Here is a 23,705-nt window from a genome sequence, read left to right as displayed (position 1 = left end):
CTCGGGATAGATTGTAGATTGTAGATTGTAGATTGTAGATTGTAGATTGTAGATTGTAGATTGTAGATTGTAGATTGTAGATTGTAGATTGTAGATTGTAGTTTTAAATTACTTGATAAAAAACTTAGAAACTTAGCATCTTAGTATCTCAGTCTCTCAGCATCTTAGAACCTTACAAAGAACCCAAACTCTCAATAAGCCAATCGATATCTTCTTTGGTATTATAATGACTGAAAGAAATTCGAAGATTGGGCAGTTTTAAATCTGTTTCAGAAAGCATTTCTTTTAAGACATGAGACGGTTTTATGCTTCCAGATTGGCAGGCGCTTCCTCTTGAAACCGCAATTCCTTTCATATCCAGACTAAACAAAAGCATAGCTGTTTTATCTGAAGAAAACGGCAGGATGACATTAATGATATTGTAAAAATCCGAAGCTTTACCATTGATTCTAAATCCTGGGAAATGAAGTTCTAATTGAGAAATCAGGTATTTTTTTAAATCCGAAATATGATTTCTTTCTTCATCCAGATTTTCATAAGAGATAGTCAGGGCTTTTGCCATTCCCGCAATTTGATGCACCGCTTCGGTTCCCGCACGAAGTCCTTTCTCTTGTTCGCCTCCAAAAATCAAAGGCTGTAACCCAGAATTTTTACGAATAAAAGCGAATCCAATTCCTTTTGGACCGTGAAATTTATGTGCACTAGCAGCTATAAAATCTACGGGTATATTCTGCAGATCTATTTCTGTTTTTCCGACAGACTGAACAGTGTCCGAATGAAATAAAGCATTGTACTGCCTGCAGATTACTCCTACTCGATCTAAATCTAAAACAGTTCCCGTTTCGTTATTGACATGCATTAAACTAACAAGCGTTTTCTTGTCTTCTGCCAATAAATTAGATAAATGAGTCAGATCTAGACTTCCGTCGCTATTTACCTTTACGTAATCTACTTGTACAGCATATTCTTCTTCTAACGCCATCACGGTATGAAGAACTGCATGATGTTCGATCCTTGAAGTAATAATTCGTTCTATTTTAAGATCTTCAACTGCCGAACGCAATACCCAATTGTCTGCTTCTGTGCCGCCCGAAGTAAAAATAATTTCCTGTGCAGTGCAATTTAAATGCTTTGCAATACTTTTTCTGGAGAGTTCTACTATTGTTTTGGCATTGCGTCCAAAACTGTGTGTTGAGGATGGATTACCGAAGTCTGATGCCATCACTTTGGTTATTTCTTCAATAACTTCAGTACGAATAGCGGTTGTAGAAGCGTTATCTAGATATACTTTTTTCATTACTGCAAAGTTATGAAATATCAATTGTGAAAACTTAAATATCAATTGCCAATTTTTTCACTATTTTTGGCACAAATAAATTTACGATGAAAAAATATGCCTGCCTTCTTATATTTTCGCTTTTACTAAACGGATGCGATGATGGCGATTTGACCATAGCTACTGTTGAGTTTGGAGAAACAATCAAACCACAACTCTGTAGTTCAACAGACATTACTTTACTGTATAAGCTGGATAATCAAAAAGCGTTTTTAGTACAACTCCCGAAAGATGGTCTTAAAAGCACTCCTGGCACTTATACTTATGACATTGACAATACAAGCTACCGTGCCTTATACAGAAATTTTGACGGTACAGTTACTACAGACAACATCTGTGGTGCAATACCGCCAATAACACCTAAGGTTGTAGAAGAATGGGTTGCTGAAACTGGAAAAATTGAAATTATAACAGAGCAAATTCCAAGCACAACAGTAGCTGAGGACGGAAGTACAAAAATAACCGGCTATAATCATAATATTACTTTTCTCAATGTAATTTTTAATATACCAAACAGCGTACCGCAGTCTTATCCTGAATATTCATTTGGCACTTATACTACATCGGTAACTATTCCGGCAACTTTAGCTTTTACTAATCCAGAAATTGCTTCTCAGTGTACTGTTGCTGCAAATAGACAAATTTACAATTATGCAGCTTCTTTTTATATCATGATTGATAATATTGATCCTGCTCTTTTAAAAGAAGAAGAGACTCCAGCAGGGCAGCCAAGACAAGGCTTAATACAAACTACAGTTAATAAAGTTTATTACAAAAGTGTAGAACCTAATACTGGATCTATTACTGCAGACTATTTCTGTAAAGCGACTCCAGCAAGCCCATCAATCAAAGAAGACTGGCTTGGTAGAAATGGAACAAAAAATGAAACAACTGGTGTTAATGAAAGCGGTATTATTGAGGTTACTACGACTCGTTCTGGATCCGTATATTTACATACTATTGTCTTGAAAAATGTAACTATGACAAAAGGAACCGGCACATTTAAGCTGCCTACAAATTTCAGCCTTGGAAGAATTGGAGGCTAAAATTTGATAAAAGCATTTCAAAAATAAGCCTTTTAAATTCTTACAAAAAAACATCCGTTTTTCAGCATGATTTAATTTAAAATCACAGTCGAAAAACGGATGTTTTTTTGTGCTTTAGCTAGACTATATTCAAGTCAAAAAAACTAACTTATTTATTGTTTTGCCTAAAATAAATTTCGGTTGCACCGAGACCATATTTCTGATAATTGGCATCTTGAAAATCAATTCCGTCGTAACGACCTAATAAAAAATCAAGCTCGGCTTTTAAAATTCCTTCGCCGACACCATGAATAAAAACAATTTTTGGAATGCGGTTTCTAATCGCAAATTCGATATGTCTTTTTGCCGTTTCAGTCTGCAGTGTCAAAATATCATAATTAGACATGCCGCGTTTATTTGGAACCAATTTTTCGATATGTAAATCAAATTCCGGGACGCCGACATCGCGTTTTTCTTTCTTTTCTTTTACAAAACTTCGCGGTTTTGGCTCAATTTTATCCATCGAAGCATTATCTAAATCAATTCTTTTAATAGAATTCATTAAATCACTGGTTTCTTGAATCTTAATTAATTCGTTGACAAAAAATGTCATCATAAAACCATCTTCGGTTTCTATTAAAACTTCGTTATTTTTAACTGAAACGACTGTTCCGTTTATGGCTTCGTCTAAGACTGAAACCTTATCTCCTTTTACCAACATGTTACTCTTCTTTATCTTGGTTTTTACTTGGTGTTTTTGCACTGAGCTGCATCATTCCGAACATGAAAACTACTATCGCAATAATCATGATGTATATGTTTTTTTCTTCTGAAACCTGTTCGTAAAGTGCAACAGAAATCGCGAGAATCATTATTAAAATTTTTAAAGCTTTCATCATTTCAAGGTTTAAGATTTCAAAAGTATGAAACTTTAAAATACTACTCTATTGTCTAAAAAAGGTTTATCTTATTTTTTTAGTAAATTGTACAAAACAAACTCCATGCTTTTAGAGAACTATATGATCCCTTGTTTATTCAAAACATACTTTGGTTTTGAGTGTTTAGGATGCGGATTTCAGCGCTCCTTATTCTTACTTTTTCAAGGTCGTTTTTCAGAAGCTTTCAAAATGTATCCAGCGATTTTTACCACACTTTTATTTTTTGTTTTTCTAATTTTTTACTTTCAAAACAAAACAAAAATCCCTCAAAAATTAGTTTGGCAGCTGGCATTTATAAATTTCATTTTCATCATAATTGGTTACGGACTCAAACACTTTTATTTTTGATTTTGATGCTGGTTCTATTTTTTTATCTGATCCAAGATATCGTTCATCATCTCAATCTGTACTTTCTGGATTTCGATTAATTCCTGCTGCTGATGCATAATCAAATGATCAATTTTATCGTGAATCATTCTGATTTCCAATTCCGATTTTAGATTAATCATGTAATCTTTTTTAGCGCGGTTCCTGTCTTTTTCTTCTTGGCGATTCTGACTCATCATAATCACAGGCGCCTGCAATGCTGCCACACAGGAAAGAATTAAATTTAAAAGAATAAAAGGATACGGATCAAAACCTTTATTGGTAAGAATATAAACATTAGAGCCGATCCAGATGGCAATAAAAACGACAAAAGAAATAATAAAAGTCCAGCTCCCTCCAAAATCAGCTACTTTGTCTGCCACTCTCTGACCAAAATTCCTCGTCTCTTCTTCATCCTCTACAATACTCACAATGGATTTATCTTGCTTTAATGACGAAATAACACTTTTCTCCATTGCCGAAAGCGCTCCGATTTCTGTGGAAAGATAATTGGAAATATATTGTTGGCGGTACACATTTAATTCATTTACAGCAATACAATCGGCATCATTAAAATCGGGAAATTCTTTTTTGATTAAACCCAGAATCGGATCATGAATTGATTTCCCGCAGATCTTTTCGTTTTCGCTAAAAGAAAGCCCTGAAATTGCACTTTTAAATGTTTTATTATTTTTCATTTTGATATGTTTTGAAAGCTAATTTACGCAATTAACTTCGTAAGAAATGAATAAAAAAGAAGTGTTTCGAATTCATTTTTTATCACAAATCCGATTTTCAAAAGAAAATTTCTTTAGTTAAATCGCGGCTGTATTTCCAAAAAACGCCTTACTTTTAACGTTCCAAAATTATTCACTCATTTTTACCATTGTGACAAAAGACACTATCATACAAAACATAAAGGCTCTTAAAAGCCATTCACACATAAATTACGGCATTAAAACAAAAACAGAAGATTTTACAGAGAAGCTTTTTTACACCCTTTTTGATTCTAATGCAGCATTAGACGAGAGTATAGATGAACTTGAAATCCGTTTTAAAGAAATCGCCGTTTTAGCGTGTAAAAAACCGCAGAATTTATGCGAGTCGATTTGGGATCGCTTTTTAGAAAAACTTCCGGGAGTTTTAGAAAAACTAAATCAGGATGCCGAGTATATTTTAGAAAATGATCCTGCTTCAAACAGTATTGATGAAGTTTATCTGGGATATCCTGGTTTTTATGCCATTGCCATTTACAGATTAAGCCACGAACTGTACAAACTGGATTTGTTGTTATTTTCTCGTTTAATGAGCGAATATGCGCATAGAATTACCGGAACTGATATTCACGCAGGAGCTGATATTGCTTCTCCGTTTTTTATTGATCACGCTACTGGAATTGTAATCGGAGAAACTACTGTTATCAAAAAACATGTAAAAATCTATCAGGGTGTTACGCTGGGTGCACTAAGCGTAAGTAAGGATATGAAAAATGCCAAAAGACACCCAACAGTCGAAGCTAACGTGTGTATTTATGCCAATGCTACCATTTTGGGCGGAGGTACAGTTATTGGCGCAAACAGCGTAATTGGCGGTAATTCCTGGATTACTAAATCTATTCCAGAAGATTCTATCGTACTCAACACCACTACAACTGAAGTTAAAATAAAAGAAAAAAAATAAAATGGGTCCACAGAAATTACTAAACCTAATTGGAAATACTCCTTTGATGGAAACGGTCAATTTGGTTCAAAATAAAAATGTAAAACTTTTACTAAAGCTCGAAGGAAATAATCCCGGAGGAAGTGTAAAAGACAGAGCAGCCTACAATATGATCGCTGCAGCATTAGAAAGAGGAGATATTAAAAAAGGAGATAAACTAATCGAAGCAACAAGCGGTAATACGGGAATTGCTTTGGCAATGATTGCACAGTTATTTGGAATCGAAATCGAATTGATTCTTCCTGAAGATTCTACCAAAGAACGCACACAAACGATGCGTGCTTATGGAGCAACTGTCATCTTAACGCCAGCAAGTGAAGGAATTATTGGTTCTAGAGATTATGCAGACAAAAAAGTAGCGCAAGGCGGTTATTTAATGCTGAATCAGTTTGCGAATGATGACAACTGGAAAGCACACTACAAAACGACTGGCCCTGAAATATGGAATGATACTGAAGGAACTGTAACACATTTTGTTTCGGCAATGGGAACTACCGGAACCATTATTGGAACTTCTACTTACTTAAAAGAAAAAAATCCGAACGTGCAGATTATCGGAGCACAGCCAAGCGACGGTTCTCAGATTCCCGGAATTCGTAAATGGCCGCAAGAATATCTTCCGAAAATTTTTGATGCTTCAAAAGTAGATACTGTTGTGGATATAAGCGAAGAAGAAGCCCGCGAGATGACTAAAAGATTAGCCTTAGAAGAAGGTGTCTTTGCAGGAATGAGCAGCGGAGGCTCTGTTGCAGTAGCTTTAAAAATTGCCGAACAATTAGAATCTGGAGTTATTGTTGCCGTGATCTGCGACCGCGGCGATCGTTATTTGTCTTCGGATTTATTTGATTAAAAAAGGGACAAAGGTTCAGAGGTGCAAAGGGACAAAGCCTCTAAACTTTCCCTGAAAAAATCTTTGTCCCTTTGCACCTCTGAACCTTTATAACTAAAAAAGAAATGAACTACAGAAAACTAGGAAAAACAAACTTCAATATATCAGAAATCTCACTTGGCACTTGGCAGGTTGGAGGAAAATGGGGATCGGGTTTTGATGATCAAACAGCCGACGCACTTTTGAATACTGCAATCGACAACGGCGTTAATTTTATTGACACCGCCGATGTTTATGAAAACGGATTGAGTGAAACTGCGGTTGGCCGTGTTGTTCGTTCTCGATCGGAAAGAATTTATGTTGCTACAAAATGCGGGCGACAAATTAATCCACATGTAAATGAAGGATATACACCAAAAGTGCTTCAAAAATTTGTAGAAGACAGCTTAAAAAGAACAGGTTTAGAAACCTTAGATCTGATGCAGCTGCATTGCCCTCCTACTGAAGTATATTACCGACCTGAAATTTTTGAACTTTTTGATAGATTAAAAGAGCAGGGCAAGATTCAGCATCTTGGAGTCAGCGTCGAAAAAGTTGAAGAAGCTTTAAAAGCGATTGAATATCCGAACGTAACTACAGTTCAAATTATTTTCAATTTGTTTCGCCAGCGTCCTTCCGAATTGTTTTTCGCGGAAGCGCAGAAAAAAGACATCGGAATTATTGCCAGAGTTCCGTTAGCAAGCGGTCTTTTGACAGGAAAATTTGATTCAAAAACAACTTTTGATATACAAGACCACAGAAACTTTAATCGAAACGGAGAAGCTTTTGATAAAGGCGAGACTTTTTCTGGAATTGATTACGATCTAGGATTAAAAGCGGTTGAGGCATTAAAAGCTTTATTTCCGAACAACACAAACCTTGCTCCTATTGCGTTGCAATGGATTTTGAGTTTTAACGAGATCAGCTGTATTATTCCTGGGGCTTCAAAAACAGATCACGTTGTTTCGAATTTATCGGTCTATGATATTCCAAAATTGACATCAGAACAAATAGCTGCAATGAATAAAATTTACGAGAAATTCATTAAACAATCTGTTCATCAGATATGGTAGTTTGTTCTGAGGTTCTGAGGTTAATTATATAAAGTTGAGTTTTAAAAAAAACTCAACTTTTTTTTGGACTTTACGCAACCAATGGTGAAATATCACATCTTACTACTATAACTAACCAATAAATAATTCATTATGAAAAAACTAGGTTTATTATCCCTTCTATTTTTCGCTTTTTCCTGCAGTAGTGATAACGAAGATTCTAAGAAAGAAGTAGACGAAGCTGCACTAGAAAAAATGTATACTGAAATTATAACGCTTTCTTTAGCCAATACGCAGTCTTGTACCGATTCTAAAGATTGGGATTTCACTGCAATTGGAGCAAAAGCTTGTGGCGGACCTGAAAAATTCATTATTTATTCTAAAAAAATAAATACAGTCGATTTTTTGGCTAAAGTAAAAGCGTATACTGATGCAAGAGCTGCATTTAATGTGAAATGGAATATCTACTCAACCTGTAATGTTCCCGTGCCACCAGATGGAATTGGTTGCGTTGATGGGAAACCGGTATTCTTAAAAAATACCACTTTTTAAAACAAATTAAGTTATATAAGTTTTTCATAGACAAAAGAACGACTAAAGTTCAAATTTTAGTTTCACTTTCACATCTTTTGATTCTAATAAATATCAAAATTCTTTAGTTATTTTTTAAAATAGGCTTACAATTTCATCAAAAAAATTAGTTCTAATTTTTAGATTTCCAAAGTCTTACTTTTAAGAGTTTCTTTGTTTGCATATTATTTTTTGTAATACTTTTATTAAACAAAAAATATTAATTGAAATATATTTTTTACATTCGTAAACACCTAAGTATAAATCAATAAAAACAAATTTATGAAAAAAACCAGAATTGCCCTAAGTTTTTGCTCTGTTTTCTTACTGTTTGCATGTACCACTGATGAAGGAAGTCATGACAAAAATCAAACAACAATCGAAAACAAAAAACAAACAAACACAACAAAGTATATCAATTTAGAAGAACTTCAGAAGGATAATTACTCATATCTTAAATTTCAACAGATGGAAGCCGATTTGAACATTTTAAGAAATTCAAAAATGATTGATAACAATCAATTTGTTTTTTTAATTGATACAGAGAAAATTTTATTTATTGAAAATGCTCAATCTAAAACATTCACTTTCCCAATTTACCGATCAGCAAAGAGTCAACTTCTAGAAAATCTTGTACTCAAAATTGACAATAAGGGTATTTCTGAATCGTATATAGTAAAATATAACCTAACTGATTCAGATAAAGCTAAAATTAAAAATAGAGAAATTTTAAATTTAGAAAACAAAACAGAAATTTTTCCTTTAACAAGTTTAGTAAAAACAATAAATTCTAAAACAGCTAACAATGGAACTAATAAAGGTATTTTACTTTATTGGCAGACTTGTTGGGAATTAGTTCCTGTTAAAATAATAGATATCGATAGCTATGAATATGTTCAGTACCAATATTTACCTGTAACATGCGTTGAGAATATTCCAACTCCTTCAGGTACACTAATAGACCCTACTACAGTTCCACAAATAAATACAAACGTTAATTATTCCCCAGTATACCAACCACCCTACAATTACGATGACCTTCCATATACCTTAGGAAATGACTTCTCTAGTTATCCCGTTTTAGATGACATCAATGAAGCAAACAATGTAAGTGCTCGCTACTTTTTTGATAGTTTAACCTATCCTGAGCGTAAATGGGCTTTATACAATGCTTCCTTATATACTACTATGCTACAAAAGCTTACAGAAAAAAATTGGGGATACAGTTATGAAAATTTTGCACGAAATGTAATTTGGCAAATGACTCAATATCATATATGTCATGCTACTATAACAACCGACGAAATTGAATCAGAGCTATTTAATTTTGTTATGGCTGGAGGAACAATAATGACCGTAGCCGAAACTTGCTTACCTAAACACAACTAAGATACTTTTATTACTAAAATTGAATTAAAAAAATAGGCTTAATTATTGTTATTGGAGAATTCAAAAAATAATTAAGTCTATTTTTTTTTTTAAATATTCCTAAACCTCAAACTCAATTTTAAACTCGGCACCTTTATTTTTACCTTCACTAGAAGCGGTTAAACGGCCTTTGTTTCTTTCGATGATTTTTTTGCATAAATAAAGTCCGATTCCCGTTGAAGTTTCGTTTGCGGTTCCGAGACGGCTCATTTTGGTGAATTTTTTGAATAATTCTTCAATTTGAGTTTTATCAAAACCTACACCGCTGTCCATTACTGTAATAACAAGATTGGATTTTTCGCTATAAATTCGAACCTTAATTTCGCTTTCAAAATACGAAAATTTGACAGCATTGCTTATTAAGTTTACCAAAACCTGAACCAGCAGCCCTTCATCAATTCTAAGTTTTGCTTCTGGAGTTTCTACCGACAAGTCGAGTCTGATCTTTTTATCCATTAAACGCTGCTCAACCTGTTCATTAATAAACGGAACAATACTAGAAAACGAGATATTCTTAGTTTCTTGCGTGGGTTTTGCAACCTGATCCTGCTCGTCAAGAAGTTTTATAAAATTTTCGATGTATCTAAATTGCAGATTGGTAGATTCGCAGATTAGTTCTGCTAAGTTCTGAACTGATTCTGAAGGATTTTCACTTATAATAAGATTCGCCAAACCTTGCGGATTTCCAGCAAAATTTTTCAAATCATGAGAAAGCATGTAAATCAAATCCTGTTTTTCGTTGATAAAACTTTCGGCTTCGTATATCGATTCCTGAATGTTACACAAAAGCAGTCCAGCTTCATCGGTATATTCTGTTGGTAAAACAGATACTGTTCTCGAATTTCTATAATCATCTAATGCCTTAGAAGCCGTTGCGATAGGTTTAATCAAACGATTTAAAACCAACAGTGTTATGGCCGTTGCCAGCAGGGTCATTATTAAAGAAAAAATTAAAATTGAAGTTGGCGAAATACTGTGTTTGAAATAAAGTACAAAAAACAAAATACCGATTAAAGGAATATGAATTCCTATAAAAGCAACAAATAAAAATTTAAAGGCGTAACTTTTTTTTAGAAAGCTGATTTGTGAAAGTGCGTGATACAACTTCATAAAAAGGTGACAATATTGTAGGTTAAAAAATGTAATTTTTGGGGGATATTACAGAAACAAAGTTAACTTTTATAGTCAATTAAACTACTATTTTAAAGAAATTCTAAAATATTTTCAAAATAAAATTTGAAAAACTTCACAAAGGCTTATTTTTGCGCTATGGGAAGAAAAAATACAGACAAAATTGTCTTTCATCAAATTCAAGTTCTTGATGCTGGAGCAAAAGGAGTATCAGTAGCCAAGGCGCCTGACGGAAAAGTAATCTTTATTCCGAACGTGGTTCCTGGTGATGTAGTTGACGTACAGACATTCAAAAAAAGAAAGGCTTATTACGAAGGAAAAGCCGTAAAATTTCATGAATTATCAGATTACAGAGTAGAACCTATTTGCGAACATTTTGGGGTTTGCGGCGGTTGTAAATGGCAGAATATGAAATACAGCCAGCAGCTTGTTTTCAAACAAAACGAAGTTAAAAATCATTTGCAGCGAATAGGAAAAATAGAACTTCCAGAATTTGAAACTATTTTAGGTTCTGAAAAACAATTTTTCTACAGAAATAAAATGGAATTTTCTTTCTCTAACAGCCGTTGGTTGACTGAAAAAGAAATTGGCAGTACCGAAGATTTAGGTAATAGAAATGCCTTAGGTTTTCATATCCCGAAAATGTGGGACAAAATCCTTGACATCAACAAATGCCATTTACAGGAAGATCCTTCAAATGCTATTAGAAACGAAATTAGAGCATTTGCAAATGAGCACAATCTAGCCTTTTTTAATCCGAGAGAACATTCTGGTTTATTAAGAACTGTAATGATTAGAACCGTTTCTACAGGAGAAATAATGGTTTTAATCCAGTTTTTTGAAGAAAACAAAGAACAGAGAGAATTAATCTTAGATAACTTATACGAGAAATTTACTCAAATTACTTCATTGCAATATGTTGTAAACGGAAAACCAAATGATACTATTTACGATCAAAATGTGATTCTTTACAAAGGAAGAGATTATATTTTGGAAGAAATGGAAGGATTAAAATTCAGTATTAATGCTAAATCATTCTACCAAACCAATTCTGATCAGGCGTACGAACTTTATAAAATAACCAGAGATTTTGCTGACTTAACAGGAAATGAAACGGTATACGATTTGTATACTGGAACGGGCACTATTGCACAATTTGTATCTAAAAAAGCAAAAAAAGTGATCGGGGTAGAAAGTGTTCCTGAAGCGATCATTGATGCTAAAGCAAATGCGGAACGCAATAATATTACGAATTGTGAGTTTTTTGTTGGTGACATGAAAGTAGTTTTCAATGAAGCTTTTATTGCACAGCACGGTAAACCTGACGTAATTATTACAGACCCGCCACGCGACGGAATGCACAAAGATGTTGTAGAACAAATTCTAAAAATTGCTCCAAAAAGAGTTGTTTACGTAAGTTGTAATTCTGCAACTCAAGCTCGTGACTTAGCCTTAATGGACGAAAAATACAAAGTAACACGCGTGAGACCTGTAGACATGTTTCCGCAGACGCATCATGTTGAAAATGTTGTACTTTTAGAACTTCGATAAGACAAAATAAATGAAAAAAATAATCTCGATTGTGTTGCTCTTCGCTTTCGGCTTTTCAAGCTGTGAGAAAGATGATATTTGTGATGCTAATACACCAACTACACCAAGACTGGTTATTACATTTTATGATGATATAGATCCAACGACTCCGGCTCCTGTACTTAATTTGAAGGTAGAAGGAGAAGGAGAAGATACTCCTATTATCTTTAACCCGGGTGCAGCTGGCGAAGCACAGTATTTGGCTAATACAAGCAGTATTAAATTACCGCTAAAAACGAATGAAGATACTGTAACTTATAAGTTCACTTATAACGCAAACAGCCCTACTCCAGGAGCAATAGTTGTTGATTACCTGACCTTTAGATATACACGAGAAAACATTTATGTATCCAGAGCCTGTGGTTTTAAAATGAATTTTGTTTTAGATCCTTTAGAACCATACGTTCACACATCAGACGGAACTCCTTGGATGTTGAATATTACTGTAAAAAACCGAAACATTGTATCAGAAAATGAAACACACCTCGACATCCTTTTTTAGTTTTTGCTTATTGTTTACAATGTTTCTGGGCCAAGCGCAGGAAACACCAGAAACAAAGAAAAGTATTCCTGAGAAGAAAGAAACTGCCAAGCCTGAAATTCAGGAAATTAAAACTGACAGCGTTGTAAAAACGGATCGTTACGGACTTCGTGTAGGTCTTGATTTATACAAATTGACGAGAGGTCTTTATGATAAAGATTACAAAGGAATCGAAGTTGTAGCAGACTGGCGTTTAACCAAAAAATATTACCTAGCGGCCGAACTTGGTTTTGAAGATAAAACGACTGATGATGATCGTTTAAATTCTACTGCAACGGGTACTTATATCAAAGGTGGTTTTGATTATAACTTTTATGAAAACTGGCTTGATATGGAGAACCTGATTACAATTGGACTTCGAGGAGGTTTCAGCAGCTTTAGTCAGGACTTGAACAGTTATAAAATCTACAATCCAAATCCGTATTGGGGAGAAGAATCTTCTCTTGTTGTGAATCAAAAATATAACGGATTATCTGCTGCTTGGGCAGAGGTAGTCTTAGGATTAAAAGCAGAGGTTTTTCAAAACCTATTTGTAGGCTTTGGTGTGCAACTTAAACTTTTGGCCATGAATAACAAACCAAGTGGTTTTGATAATCTTTATATTCCAGGTTTTAACAGAACTTACGACGGAAGTTTTGGTGTCGGATTTAATTATACTGTCTCTTATTTTATCCCAATTTACAAGAAAAAGACAATGGCTTCTGAAATAAAAAAAACAGAAAAGCCTAAAAAATAATTTGCCCTAATATAAGCTTATTTTAAACGCAAAGTGCGCTAAAAATGATAAAAAGCTTTGCGAACTCTTCGTTTAAATTCAGAAGTAATGGCAGATTGTTCTTCATTTTTTCTGCCACGAATTCACGAATTTTAATTAAAATATAAATTGCCACCAGCTTTAGCTGAAGTTCAATAATTCCAGCAAAAAAAGGCTTTAGCCGAATTTAAGTTCGGCTAAAGCCTTTTATCTTTAAAATCTATTCCTCCAGCTAAAGCTGGAGGCAATTCATACTTAAAGTTATAATAATAAAAATTTATGAAAGCTGAAATTCTACAGCTGCTTTTGCATGCAGTAAGGCCGTATCAAAAATAGGAACCGCTACATCTGCTGCTTTGATCACTAACGGAATTTCGGTACAACCCAGAATAATTCCTTCTGCACCGTTTTGAATTAAATTCTCCGCAATTTCCAAATATCTTTTTTTGGTCTCATCAGTTACGATTCCTCTTCCTAATTCCTCAAAAATAGTATAATGAATAAAATCTTTATCTTCTTGAGAAACAGGAATAATGGTTTCGATGCCTTTGGCTGTCAGTTTATCTTTAAAGAAATCGAGTTCCATAGTAAACTTTGTTCCCAGCAAACCTACTTTTTTTATTTCTTGTTTCTGAATTTCTGCTGCTGTAACTGCAGCAATATGAATTACGGGAAGTTTCAATGCTTCTTGAAGTTTATCAGCAATCAAATGCATGGTGTTGGCACACAAAACAATTGCTTCTGCCCCGCCCGCTTTTAAAGATTCTGAAGCTTTATAAAGCATATTAAATGTCGAATCCCAATCATTAGCATCGTTATTCTTTTTAATATCAGCATAATTAAAAGAGTAAATCAAACATTCAGAGAAATTTAATCCGCCGAGTTTTTCATTAATTCCTTTATTAATTAAAGTATAATAATCTGATGTAGAAACCCAGCTGATTCCTCCGATAAGTCCAATTTTCTTCATATTATAATCTAAATTACTGGTTACCCAATTTCTCTAATTCCTTTTATAAAAATCCATTTCATAAAAAGTTTTTCACCGTCTTTAGTTCTCGCTGCCTGAAATTTAGGCCCAATAATAGTTCCAATAACAAAAGCTGTCAGCGGAATCCAAAATCCCGTTAAGCCCGTATAAGACGCGATAATAAATCTAAATGTGATAAAAAGGATTGCAAAACATCCTAATTGGTATAAAAAAGCGCGTATTTGTAGTTTTGACATTTTTTTAAGTTGCTAAGATTCTAAGTTTTTTCTTTTTAAAGGTACTGAGGTACTAAGGTGCTAAAGTACTGAGACTCTAAGCTGCTGAGATGTTGAGAAACTAATAATCTTATGACCTTAGTACCTCAGTACCTTAGGTTCTTAAAATCTTAGCACCTTAAAATCAACGAGCTTCGCTCTGAAATTTTGTTCTCTTACTTCCTTCGTACATTTCGTATTTTACCAAACGTGCTTCTAGGCTTCCGTTAAAGAGTTTGATTTTTCTAGAAGGTTTTAATCCAACGAATTTTAAAGCTTCCAGATTTGCAGTAATAAACCAAGCATTTGTCCCTGGGTAATTCTTCTTTAACGTATCTCCTATACTCGCATAAAAACGTTCCATCTGAATATCTAAACGCTCATCATACGGCGGGTTAAACACCATATGCAGTTTCCCTTCAACCTCTTTTTCGGTATCAAAAAAGTTATCCTCACGAATCGTTACATAATCTTCAAGATTTGCGTTTCTAATATTATCTTTGGCTTTACTGACTGCGCTTGGCGCTTTGTCAAAACCTTTTATAGTATAATGAAACTCTTTTGTCTTTTTCATCAAACTGTTAATGATCTGATCGAATAAATCATTATCCCAGTCTTTCCATTTTTCAAACGCAAATTCCTTACGGTTAATGTTTGCCGGAATATTGCAGGCAATCATCGCTGCTTCTGCCAAGAAAGTTCCAGAACCGCACATTGGATCTAAAAAATGACTCTGTCCTTCCCAGCCTGATAATAATAAAATCCCAGCTGCCAAAACTTCATTGATCGGCGCTATATTGGTTGCTGTTCTGTAACCGCGCTGGTGCAGCGAATTTCCAGATGTATCTAAAGCGACAGAAACCTGATCTTTATCGATATGAATATTAATTCTTAAATCTGGATATTGTTTGTCGATGCTTGGACGCTGTCCTGTTCTTTCTCTAAACTGGTCTACGATGGCATCTTTACATTTTTGCGAAACAAATTCAGAATGATTAAAATAAGTAGAATGTACCGTTGCATCGATTACAAAAGTCTGGTTAGCATTTAAAAACTTAGACCAGTTCACTCCCGAAATTCCTTTATACAATGCCTGTTCGTTATTGGCTCTAAAAGAATAAATAGGTTTTAAGACTTTAAGAGCAGTACGCAGCGACAAATTGGCTTTGTACATAAAACCTTTATCACCTTTAAAACTCACCATTCTCACCCCTTTCTCAACATCTTGAGCACCCAGCGTACGCAATTCTTTTTCTAATATTTCTTCAAAGCCAAAAAAACATTTGGCAATCATTTTAAAATTTTCTTCCATCATTATTTTTGAATTAAAAAAAACTAAAATTTAAAAAATGGCACATCTGTACATTTTTATACAATACATCAATAAGATGTATCGATGGTTAATAGTAATTTTTCGGCAAAAATACACTAAATTTGCCGGACTTAAAATTAATTGAAATAGAATAAATGGCTGCAATGCATAACGAATCAATCTCGAATCAAGAAGACGGCGATCAAAACTGGTACACATCGTGGTTTGATACCCCTTACTACCACATTCTTTATAAAGATCGAAATTATCGTGAAGCCCAAATTTTTATGGACAACTTAACGCATTACCTCAATTTGCCCGAAAAGGCAAACGTGCTGGATTTGGCATGCGGTAAAGGCCGTCATTCTATTTATCTAAATCAGTTAGGTTACAATGTTTTAGGCGCAGATTTGTCTGAAAACAGCATTGCAGAAGCCAATAAAAACAGCAACGAAACCCTTCATTTTAAAGTTCATGACATGCGTGAACCTTTTGAAGAAAAATTCGATGCAATTTTTAATCTGTTTACCAGTTTCGGATATTTTGAAAACGACGAAGACAATCTTACCACGCTAAAAGCGATTAAAGAGAGTTTATCTGAATATGGTTTTGCCGTAATCGATTTTATGAATGTAACTCAGGTTATAGAAACTTTGGTTCCCGAAGAAACAAAAACGGTTGACGAAATCGACTTTCACATCAAAAGATATGTTGAAGACGGACATATTTTTAAAGAAATCGATTTTGAAGACAAAGGCAGAAAATACCATTTTACCGAAAAGGTAAAAGCCCTGTCTTTAAAAGACTTTCAAGATTTAATGGACGAAGCAGGAATTTTTCTGCTGGATATTTTTGGCGATTACAAACTCAAAAAATTCCATAAAACCGAAAGCGAAAGATTAATCATGATTTTTAAGTAAAATTAGTTAATCGTTTAATTGTTCATCGTTGAATCGGTAAACAAAAACAATTAACCGATTGAACAAATCAACGATTAAACAAAATACAAATGAATTATCTATTACCCTTATTTTCTGTACTTTTAGGATATAGCGCGGCTTTGTTTATCAAACCCAATAACAAAACCAATTTAAAATTACTGCTGGCTTTCAGCGGTTCTTTTTTATTGTCACTAACCGTGATGCATTTACTTCCAGAAGTTTACGAATCACACAATCATAATATTGGAATCTTTATAATGATCGGAATTTTGTTTCAGATCATATTAGAGTTTTTCTCCAAAGGCGCAGAACACGGACACGTACACGGGCATGCAAAAATGTCTCAAATTCCGTGGCTTTTGTTTATCAGTTTGTGCATTCATGCCTTTTTAGAAGGTTTTCCAGTCAGCCATCATCAAGGTTTAGCCATCGGAATTGCCATTCACCATTTGCCAATTGCCGTAATTTTAACGACATTTTTTATTAACGCCGATTTAAACAAAAAAGCCATTTTTGCTTTTATGCTTACTTTTGCCATTATGACACCGCTAGGCACTGTGGCTTCTGAATATCTGCCGGTTCTAAATCATTATTATACCGAAATCACTGCCATCGTAATTGGTATTTTATTCCATATTTCGTCGACTATAATTTTTGAAAGCAGCGAAGGACACAAATTTAACGTTGCCAAAGTGTCGATGATCGTTCTCGGAATTTTACTGGCATTCTTTTTATAATAATCACGAGGGCGTGACCCCATCCCGATAAGAGGGCAAACTCACTTTGCGGTTATACGCCCTCTTATCGCGATGCGGTCGGGCTATCCGCACTACTTCGGTAGTCTGCTCCTATCCCTCACGCACGCAAAAAACTATCATCACAGTTATAGAATACCATAAAAGGTTTTAAAAACCTGCTAAGATTCGCAGCACAATAAACAAAACATAAAAGATCTATAAATCTTTGTGACTTTGCATAGTAAATTTCGAGATTGATATAAAAAAGATTAATTTTGACCAGTCTAAATAATGATAAAATGACATTCACTAAAACTACTGAACTCGCATCAAAATATGAACATTTAGAAAAAATGTCTGTTCATGAATTGTTGTCAAACATTAATCAAGAAGATAAAACGGTGCCTTATGCAGTCGAAAAGGCGTTGCCGCAAATAGAAGCTTTAATACCCGAAATTGTCCGTAAATTAAAACTTGGCGGGAGATTATTTTATATCGGAGCCGGAACTTCCGGCCGACTTGGTGTTGTTGACGCTTCTGAATGTCCGCCAACATTTGGTGTTCCGTTTGATTTGGTAAATGGCATCATTGCGGGCGGTGATACAGCCATACGACGTGCAGTAGAAAATGCAGAAGATAATCCGACACAAGCTTGGATCGATCTTCAAAATCATAATATTGGAGAAAATGATGTGGTCATCGGAATTGCAGCTTCAGGTACAACTCCATATGTTATTGGAGGTTTAGAAACGTGTAATCAAAAGAACATCATAACGGGATGTATAACCTGCAATGCCGGAAGTCCGCTTGCTTTAACAGCACAATTCCCTATTGAAGTAGTTGTAGGTCCAGAATTTGTAACAGGAAGTTCCAGAATGAAAGCAGGAACAGCACAAAAATTAGTGCTTAACATGATTTCTACCGCGGCAATGATTCAACTTGGCAAAGTAAGAGGAAACAAAATGGTCGATATGCAGTTGAGCAACATAAAACTAGTTGATCGCGGCGTAAAGATGATTATGCAGGAAATTCCGGTTTCTTATGAAGAAGCTTCTGAATTATTGAAGAAACACGGCAGTGTTAGAAAAGCTGTCGATAATTATAATAAGTAATTAGGTTTTCTTTAATTTAATCTCAAAGTAAGCAACGTTTTTTTGTTTGCAATGCTTTGTATAAAGCACAAAGTCTGCTAAGCTTTATCAAAATACTTTGCGAACCTTGCTTAAATCTTAGCGCACTTTGCGGTTAAATGTAAGTCCAACAACCTGAAACAAAAAACAAACAAATGTCTACAAATAAAGAATTGCTAAGAAAAGGAGTAAAATACTTAACAGGCGCTTTGCCTTTGATGTTTCTTGGGCCAACTTTAATTTATAACGCATTTCAAAATCAGCATACAAACTGGCATTATTTGGTTTTAGGAATTGGAATTGCTGCTTGTTTGTCTTCCATGGTTTTAATCTTTGTGGGATTGAAAATTATTATGAAAGGTATATTTAATGACTAATTTGTATCTTTACTAAAATTCTTTGTTATGGACATACAAGCAGAAATAAACTGGATTCATCAAGAAATTGATAAAGTAAAAAGGTCCCTCTTTTGTCGAGAAACTAAAACATCTTTTACAATCCATAAATAATACCGCAATTATACGAATACAGTATTTCTTACCAAATAACTCAAGATTCAATCTATATTTTACGAGTTCGTCATAATGCTCGAAAATCAAAAAAACATTCTATGGAAAGTTTAATCCACATTCAGAAAACATTTGAGAAAGTTGTTTATATCGACAAAAAAATAAACAATCGAGAGTTTGAAGATTGTGTTTTTAAAAACTGTGATTTCTCGAATAGCAATTTTGCATACAATACTTTTTTGGACTGTGAATTTATTGACTGTAATCTCTCCATGACCAGTTTGGCAGGAACAAGTTTAAAAAATGTTTCTTTTAAAAATTGTAAACTTCTAGGAATTGCTTTTAACGAATGCGACGATTTCTTATTTCAGGTATATTTTGAAGAATGTACTTTGGATTACGCTTTGTTTTCGAATAAAAAAATGCCTAAAACCAAATTTATCAATTCTTCTGTTCGTGAAGTTACCTTTATCGGAACTAATTTAACAAGTTCTGTTTTTGATAATTCGAATCTCGATGGTGCTATTTTTAACGAAACACAATTGGCAGGAGTTGATTTTAGAACTGCTTATAATTACAAAATCGATCCTGAATTTAATCCGATGAAAAAAGCGCAGTTTTCTACTCAGGGAATTGTCGGGCTTTTGGACAAATACGATATTAGGATAGTTTAATTTACAAACAGGTCACCGCTACGAGGTTTGAATAAATGGCTTTCTATAAGCATTTCGCTTCTCCAAAGCTTATAAAAACATACAAGCCTCGGAGAGGCTAAATATTTATTGAAAAATCAGATCTTACCCCTATATAAAGCTCCAGCGGGGCGATACCTATCAATTTTTCATTATAAAATTAAAAAGTATCCATTATGAATGCCAATCAATCTTATCTAGAAAGTGTCAGAAAGCAATTTTTGTATTATAAAATGCTGGGCGAAAAAGCAATGGAGCAACTGGAAGCTCAACAGCTTTTTATTGCTGTAAACGATGATACTAATAGTATTGCTGCCATTATCAAACATCTTTCTGGAAATATGCTATCGCGTTGGACCGATTTTTTGACTTCGGACGGCGAAAAAGAATGGCGAAACCGTGACGCCGAATTTGAAGTTGATTTACAATCGAAAGAAGCGGTTCTTGACATTTGGAACAAAGGCTGGAATTGTCTCGAAAGTGCTTTGAACAGTTTAAGACCAGAACAACTTTCTGATATTGTTTACATACGAAACGAAGGCCACACGGTTATTGAAGCTATCAATCGTCAATTGGCGCATTATCCTTATCATGTTGGGCAGATTGTTTTTTATGCAAAACAATTGAAAAAGAGTGAATGGACTAGTTTGTCGATTCCTAAAAATAAATCCCAAAATTACAATGCCGAAAAGTTTGCCAAAGAAAAAGAAATTAAGAACTTTACCGATGATGAGCTGAAGCGCTTAAAATAAGATATCGCCAATGAAACCAGTAGAAAACGAAACACATCATTTTTTACCCAGCGGTGAGTGGGAAGGATTTTATTGTTATTCCAACTCACCTGCACAGCATAAAATGTCTATTGAATTACATTTCATAAACTCTATTATATCAGGTTCTGGAATTGATGATGTAGACTCTTTTAAATGGAATGGAACTTATAATCTGGAACATTTCAAAATTAAAATGGTCAAAAAATATGCAACTCATATCATTAATTATCAAGGAGATGTTGACGAAAATGGTATTTGGGGACTTTGGGATAATCCTGAAGATTTTAGTGATTTAGCGCAATCAGAACCGGAGATTTATCAGAAATTCAAAGCGCTGACTCATGGAGGTTTTCATATCTGGCCTAAGACGGCCAAAAGCGAATCTAAAGAGGAAGTGAGAGCTGCTGTAAAGGAATCCAAAAAATTAAAAGAGTTTTATATTCAAAAAATCTAAATTATAACATAACTGGATCTTTTTATCCTAATGCCCTAGCCCTGATTGCAATGGAAATCCTTTTTATTTTTTTCTTTAAAAAATAAAAAGATTGAAATGGAAAGCAGGAAATAGCTCCTAAAAAACAACCCATCTAAAATGAAAAAAATTATATTCTTATTTCCTATTCTTGCTCTAGTTTCCTGCTATAATGCCGAACACAATTGTAAAGATTTTAAAACCGGAAAATTTAAATTTGAGTTTGAAGTAAATGGAGTTAAAAAAACAACTTATTTTGAACGTAAGGACAATATTGAAATCGAAACTTTTGATGGAAAAACGGACACGGCAACTATTCGCTGGGTAAGTGACTGTGAATATGTTTTGCAGAAAAAACATCCAAAAAATATGGCTGAGGAAAAAGCAATCAGCATGAAGATTTTAACTACTGCTAAAGATTCGTATACGTTTGAATTTGGATTGGTTGGCTCTGAGGAGAAACAACGAGGTAAAGTTTTTAAAATTGATTAATTTATAAGGTCTCACATTTGGGGCCTTTTTTTTGTCATAAAGGAACTGAGACACTAAGCCATTGTTTCTTTGTGAACTTGCGCCTTTGCAGCAAATTATTATACAGTGTTTCTTTTACATTTCTATTTTTAATAGTACTTTGGAGCCTCAATCTAACAAACCAATGAAAAATACTATATCACAGCGCGTTGCCGACTTTTTAAAGGGATATCCTCCGTTTAGTTTTCTTAATCAGAGAGATTTAGAAAAATTATCTGAACAGATTTCTATTTTATACAAAGAAAAAGACAGCGTTATTTTTGCTGAGAATGAGAAAACACATGATTCTTTCTATGTGGTTCATAAAGGTGCGGTGGCTTTGAAAAAAAGTACCAAAAATACGGTTTTGGACATGTGCGATGAAGGTGATATTTTTGGTCTTCGTCCGCTATTAGCTCAGGAAAATTATATTATGGAAGCTGTGGCGCATGAAGAAAGCATTCTATACGCTATTCCGATTGCTATTTTTAAACCTTATGCGCTTGAAAACAGAAACATTGGTAATTTCCTGATTGAAAGTTATGCCTCTAACACCAGAAATCCGTATTCTGATATTCACAAGGGTAAATTATACGGTGACGATATTTTGGATGAAAATTTAAATTCGAATAGTCATTCTTTTGATTTGGCTCCTATTAAATATTCTAAAAAAATTGTGACCTGCAGTCCGTCAACGACAGTTAAAGACATTGCCAAAATCATGAGCAAGAAAAAAGTGGGTGCGATTTTAATTGTTGATGAAATGCTTCCGATTGGTATTTTGACAGACAAAGATCTAAGAAACAAGATTGTAACAGGAGATTTTCCTATTACAACCATCGCAGAAGAAATCATGACAAAACCTGTGATTACGTATTCCAAAAAAATGACGGTTACAGAGGCGCAGATGGCGATGATGAAAAGTGATATCAGCCATTTGTGTTTAACGAAAGATGGAACAGTAAATACAAAAGCAGTTGGTATTTTATCCAAACATGATGTTATGGTCGCGCTTGGAAATAATCCTGCGGTTTTGATTAAGGCTTTAAAAAGAACTAAAAAAATTAAAGAAATCAAACCAATCCGCAATCAGATTATGCAATTGCTGCAGGGATATCTGGATCAAAACATTCCAATGACTCTGATTACCAAAATCATAACAGAGCTTAACGAGGCTTGTACTTCTCGTGTTATTGAGATTTGTATAGAAAAAATGAGCAGTCCGCCTCCTGTAAAATTTGCCTGGCTGGCAATGGGAAGCCAAGGAAGAGGCGAACAAATGCTGCATACCGATCAGGATAATGCTATTGTGTATGAAAATGTAAATGAAGTTTTTAGAGATGAAACTCGGGTTTATTTCTCCAAATTTGCCGGATTGGTAAATAAAGGATTATTTGAGATTGGTTACGATTATTGTCCTGCCGAAATGATGGCGTCAAGCCCAAAATGGTGCATGAGTTTGGATGAATGGAAAAATCAAGTACATCATTGGATTACGAATCCAGGAAAAAATGAGGTATTGCTGTCGTTTATTTTCTTTGATTACAGCAAAACTTATGGTGACGCTGAAATTGTGAATCAATTGTCTGATCATATTCTTGAAACTATAAAAGCAAATCCTATTTTTTACATGCATTTGGTAAGCGGCGCGCTGCAAAGCCCTTCTCCTACAGGATTTTTTAGACAATTTTTGGTCGAACAGGACGGTGCTAACAAAGATAATTTTGATATAAAGCGCAGGGCTTTAATGCCTTTGACAGATGCTGCGCGTGTTTTAATGCTGTCTCATTCTATCAAAGGAATCAGTAATACGGCAGAGCGTTTTGAGAAATTGGCCGAATTAGAACCTACTAACAGAGAGTTGTATTTGTCTTGTTCGTATTCATTTAAAGCTTTATTAAAATTTAGAACAAAACAAGGCTTACTGCACCATGATTCTGGTCAATTTATTGAATTGGAGTCTTTGACAAAAATGGAAAAAATTAAGCTTAAAAGAACTTTTAAAACCATCAAAGAACTTCAGGAACTAATTTCTGTTCGTTTTAATATTTCAAATCTGGTATAAT

27 protein-coding genes are annotated in these 23,705 nt (G+C 34.3%); 19 read left to right on the top strand and 8 right to left on the bottom strand.

What is annotated here, in order from left to right:
* Positions 1–172: 172 nt before the first annotated feature.
* On the bottom strand, positions 173–1,297 hold the full coding sequence (locus tag C4F50_RS03100; protein WP_193844957.1) for a cysteine desulfurase family protein: 1,125 nt from the start codon (positions 1,295–1,297) through the stop codon (positions 173–175).
* A gap of 86 nt (positions 1,298–1,383) precedes the next feature.
* On the opposite strand from C4F50_RS03100, the gene C4F50_RS03095 reads away from it, so the two are divergent.
* A complete protein-coding gene (locus C4F50_RS03095) occupies positions 1,384–2,382 on the top strand; it encodes a hypothetical protein (RefSeq protein WP_193844956.1) in 999 nt (332 codons plus the stop codon).
* 148 nt (positions 2,383–2,530) lie between these two features.
* Here C4F50_RS03095 and C4F50_RS03090 read toward each other — a convergent pair whose 3' ends face one another.
* A complete protein-coding gene (locus C4F50_RS03090) occupies positions 2,531–3,082 on the bottom strand; it encodes a DUF8465 domain-containing protein (protein WP_193844955.1) in 552 nt (183 codons plus the stop codon).
* A 1-nt stretch (position 3,083) separates the two neighbouring features.
* Complete coding sequence (locus tag C4F50_RS03085) at positions 3,084–3,233, bottom strand: hypothetical protein (RefSeq protein WP_193845866.1); 150 nt, start codon at positions 3,231–3,233, stop codon at positions 3,084–3,086.
* Between the two features lie 129 nt (positions 3,234–3,362).
* On the opposite strand from C4F50_RS03085, the gene C4F50_RS03080 reads away from it, so the two are divergent.
* Positions 3,363–3,647: a DUF2752 domain-containing protein gene (locus tag C4F50_RS03080; RefSeq protein WP_193844954.1), complete on the top strand. Its 285-nt coding sequence runs from the start codon at positions 3,363–3,365 to the stop codon at positions 3,645–3,647.
* A 14-nt stretch (positions 3,648–3,661) separates the two neighbouring features.
* Here C4F50_RS03080 and C4F50_RS03075 read toward each other — a convergent pair whose 3' ends face one another.
* Positions 3,662–4,363 (bottom strand): DUF1003 domain-containing protein, encoded by a 702-nt coding sequence (locus tag C4F50_RS03075; RefSeq protein ID WP_193844953.1) that lies wholly within the window; start codon positions 4,361–4,363, stop codon positions 3,662–3,664.
* Between the two features lie 190 nt (positions 4,364–4,553).
* Here C4F50_RS03075 and C4F50_RS03070 point away from each other — a divergent pair, with 190 nt between their 5' ends.
* From C4F50_RS03070 to C4F50_RS03050, 5 genes are all read left to right on the top strand, one after another.
* A complete protein-coding gene (locus C4F50_RS03070; RefSeq protein WP_193844952.1) occupies positions 4,554–5,345 on the top strand; it encodes a serine acetyltransferase in 792 nt (263 codons plus the stop codon).
* Between the two features lies 1 nt (position 5,346).
* Entirely contained in the window at positions 5,347–6,234 is an 888-nt protein-coding gene (cysM, locus tag C4F50_RS03065; protein WP_193844951.1) for a cysteine synthase CysM, read from the top strand.
* Between the two features lie 104 nt (positions 6,235–6,338).
* Positions 6,339–7,325, top strand: a complete 987-nt coding sequence (locus C4F50_RS03060; RefSeq protein ID WP_193844950.1) for an aldo/keto reductase — start codon at positions 6,339–6,341, stop codon at positions 7,323–7,325.
* Positions 7,326–7,457: 132 nt separating this feature from the next.
* The gene (locus tag C4F50_RS03055; RefSeq protein ID WP_193844949.1) at positions 7,458–7,856 is read left to right on the top strand and encodes a hypothetical protein; all 399 of its coding nucleotides are present in this window, start codon (positions 7,458–7,460) and stop codon (positions 7,854–7,856) included.
* Positions 7,857–8,156: 300 nt separating this feature from the next.
* Complete coding sequence (locus tag C4F50_RS03050) at positions 8,157–9,263, top strand: hypothetical protein (protein WP_193844948.1); 1,107 nt, start codon at positions 8,157–8,159, stop codon at positions 9,261–9,263.
* 99 nt (positions 9,264–9,362) lie between these two features.
* Here C4F50_RS03050 and C4F50_RS03045 read toward each other — a convergent pair whose 3' ends face one another.
* Positions 9,363–10,412: a sensor histidine kinase gene (locus tag C4F50_RS03045; RefSeq protein ID WP_193844947.1), complete on the bottom strand. Its 1,050-nt coding sequence runs from the start codon at positions 10,410–10,412 to the stop codon at positions 9,363–9,365.
* A gap of 159 nt (positions 10,413–10,571) precedes the next feature.
* Here C4F50_RS03045 and rlmD point away from each other — a divergent pair, with 159 nt between their 5' ends.
* From rlmD to C4F50_RS03030, 3 genes are read left to right on the top strand one after another with little or no spacing between them, the layout of a single operon-like run.
* Entirely contained in the window at positions 10,572–11,984 is a 1,413-nt protein-coding gene (gene rlmD / locus C4F50_RS03040) for a 23S rRNA (uracil(1939)-C(5))-methyltransferase RlmD (protein ID WP_193844946.1), read from the top strand.
* Positions 11,985–11,994: 10 nt separating this feature from the next.
* Positions 11,995–12,525, top strand: a complete 531-nt coding sequence (locus C4F50_RS03035; RefSeq protein ID WP_193844945.1) for a DUF6452 family protein — start codon at positions 11,995–11,997, stop codon at positions 12,523–12,525.
* Positions 12,526–12,544: 19 nt separating this feature from the next.
* Positions 12,545–13,300, top strand: coding sequence for a DUF6048 family protein (locus C4F50_RS03030; RefSeq protein WP_431357466.1), 756 nt, complete (start codon positions 12,545–12,547; stop codon positions 13,298–13,300).
* 295 nt (positions 13,301–13,595) lie between these two features.
* Here C4F50_RS03030 and C4F50_RS03025 read toward each other — a convergent pair whose 3' ends face one another.
* The 3 genes from C4F50_RS03025 to C4F50_RS03015 form a co-directional block, all read right to left on the bottom strand.
* A complete protein-coding gene (locus tag C4F50_RS03025; protein WP_193844943.1) occupies positions 13,596–14,288 on the bottom strand; it encodes an aspartate/glutamate racemase family protein in 693 nt (230 codons plus the stop codon).
* Between the two features lie 20 nt (positions 14,289–14,308).
* Positions 14,309–14,545: a hypothetical protein gene (locus C4F50_RS03020; RefSeq protein ID WP_193844942.1), complete on the bottom strand. Its 237-nt coding sequence runs from the start codon at positions 14,543–14,545 to the stop codon at positions 14,309–14,311.
* A 163-nt stretch (positions 14,546–14,708) separates the two neighbouring features.
* Positions 14,709–15,875, bottom strand: coding sequence for a THUMP domain-containing class I SAM-dependent RNA methyltransferase (locus C4F50_RS03015; protein WP_193845836.1), 1,167 nt, complete (start codon positions 15,873–15,875; stop codon positions 14,709–14,711).
* Positions 15,876–16,039: 164 nt separating this feature from the next.
* Between C4F50_RS03015 and C4F50_RS03010 the strand changes: the two genes are divergently transcribed.
* The 9 genes from C4F50_RS03010 to C4F50_RS02970 all read left to right on the top strand — a co-directional run bounded on the left by C4F50_RS03010 (position 16,040) and on the right by C4F50_RS02970 (position 23,704).
* A complete protein-coding gene (locus C4F50_RS03010) occupies positions 16,040–16,795 on the top strand; it encodes a class I SAM-dependent methyltransferase (protein WP_431357467.1) in 756 nt (251 codons plus the stop codon).
* Positions 16,796–16,884: 89 nt separating this feature from the next.
* Positions 16,885–17,553 (top strand): ZIP family metal transporter, encoded by a 669-nt coding sequence (locus tag C4F50_RS03005; RefSeq protein WP_193844940.1) that lies wholly within the window; start codon positions 16,885–16,887, stop codon positions 17,551–17,553.
* Between the two features lie 299 nt (positions 17,554–17,852).
* Positions 17,853–18,665 carry an N-acetylmuramic acid 6-phosphate etherase gene (gene murQ / locus C4F50_RS03000; RefSeq protein ID WP_193844939.1) on the top strand — a complete coding sequence of 271 codons (813 nt, stop codon included), beginning with the start codon at positions 17,853–17,855 and terminating at the stop codon, positions 18,663–18,665.
* 173 nt (positions 18,666–18,838) lie between these two features.
* The gene (locus C4F50_RS02995; RefSeq protein WP_193844938.1) at positions 18,839–19,060 is read left to right on the top strand and encodes a DUF6095 family protein; all 222 of its coding nucleotides are present in this window, start codon (positions 18,839–18,841) and stop codon (positions 19,058–19,060) included.
* A gap of 233 nt (positions 19,061–19,293) precedes the next feature.
* Entirely contained in the window at positions 19,294–19,866 is a 573-nt protein-coding gene (locus C4F50_RS02990; protein WP_193844937.1) for a pentapeptide repeat-containing protein, read from the top strand.
* Positions 19,867–20,060: 194 nt separating this feature from the next.
* A complete protein-coding gene (locus tag C4F50_RS02985) occupies positions 20,061–20,636 on the top strand; it encodes a DUF1572 family protein (RefSeq protein ID WP_193844936.1) in 576 nt (191 codons plus the stop codon).
* A 10-nt stretch (positions 20,637–20,646) separates the two neighbouring features.
* Complete coding sequence (locus tag C4F50_RS02980; protein ID WP_193844935.1) at positions 20,647–21,111, top strand: hypothetical protein; 465 nt, start codon at positions 20,647–20,649, stop codon at positions 21,109–21,111.
* A 138-nt stretch (positions 21,112–21,249) separates the two neighbouring features.
* Positions 21,250–21,621, top strand: coding sequence for a DNA topoisomerase IV (locus tag C4F50_RS02975; RefSeq protein ID WP_193844934.1), 372 nt, complete (start codon positions 21,250–21,252; stop codon positions 21,619–21,621).
* A gap of 163 nt (positions 21,622–21,784) precedes the next feature.
* Positions 21,785–23,704 (top strand): DUF294 nucleotidyltransferase-like domain-containing protein, encoded by a 1,920-nt coding sequence (locus C4F50_RS02970; protein WP_193844933.1) that lies wholly within the window; start codon positions 21,785–21,787, stop codon positions 23,702–23,704.
* The last annotated feature ends 1 nt before the right edge of the window (position 23,705 follow it).

It is taken from the genome of Flavobacterium hungaricum (assembly GCF_015182285.1).
Taxonomy (GTDB): domain Bacteria; phylum Bacteroidota; class Bacteroidia; order Flavobacteriales; family Flavobacteriaceae; genus Flavobacterium; species Flavobacterium hungaricum.
Note: the sequence above shows the minus strand (reverse complement) of the source record. Positions and strands in the feature narration are given on the sequence as shown.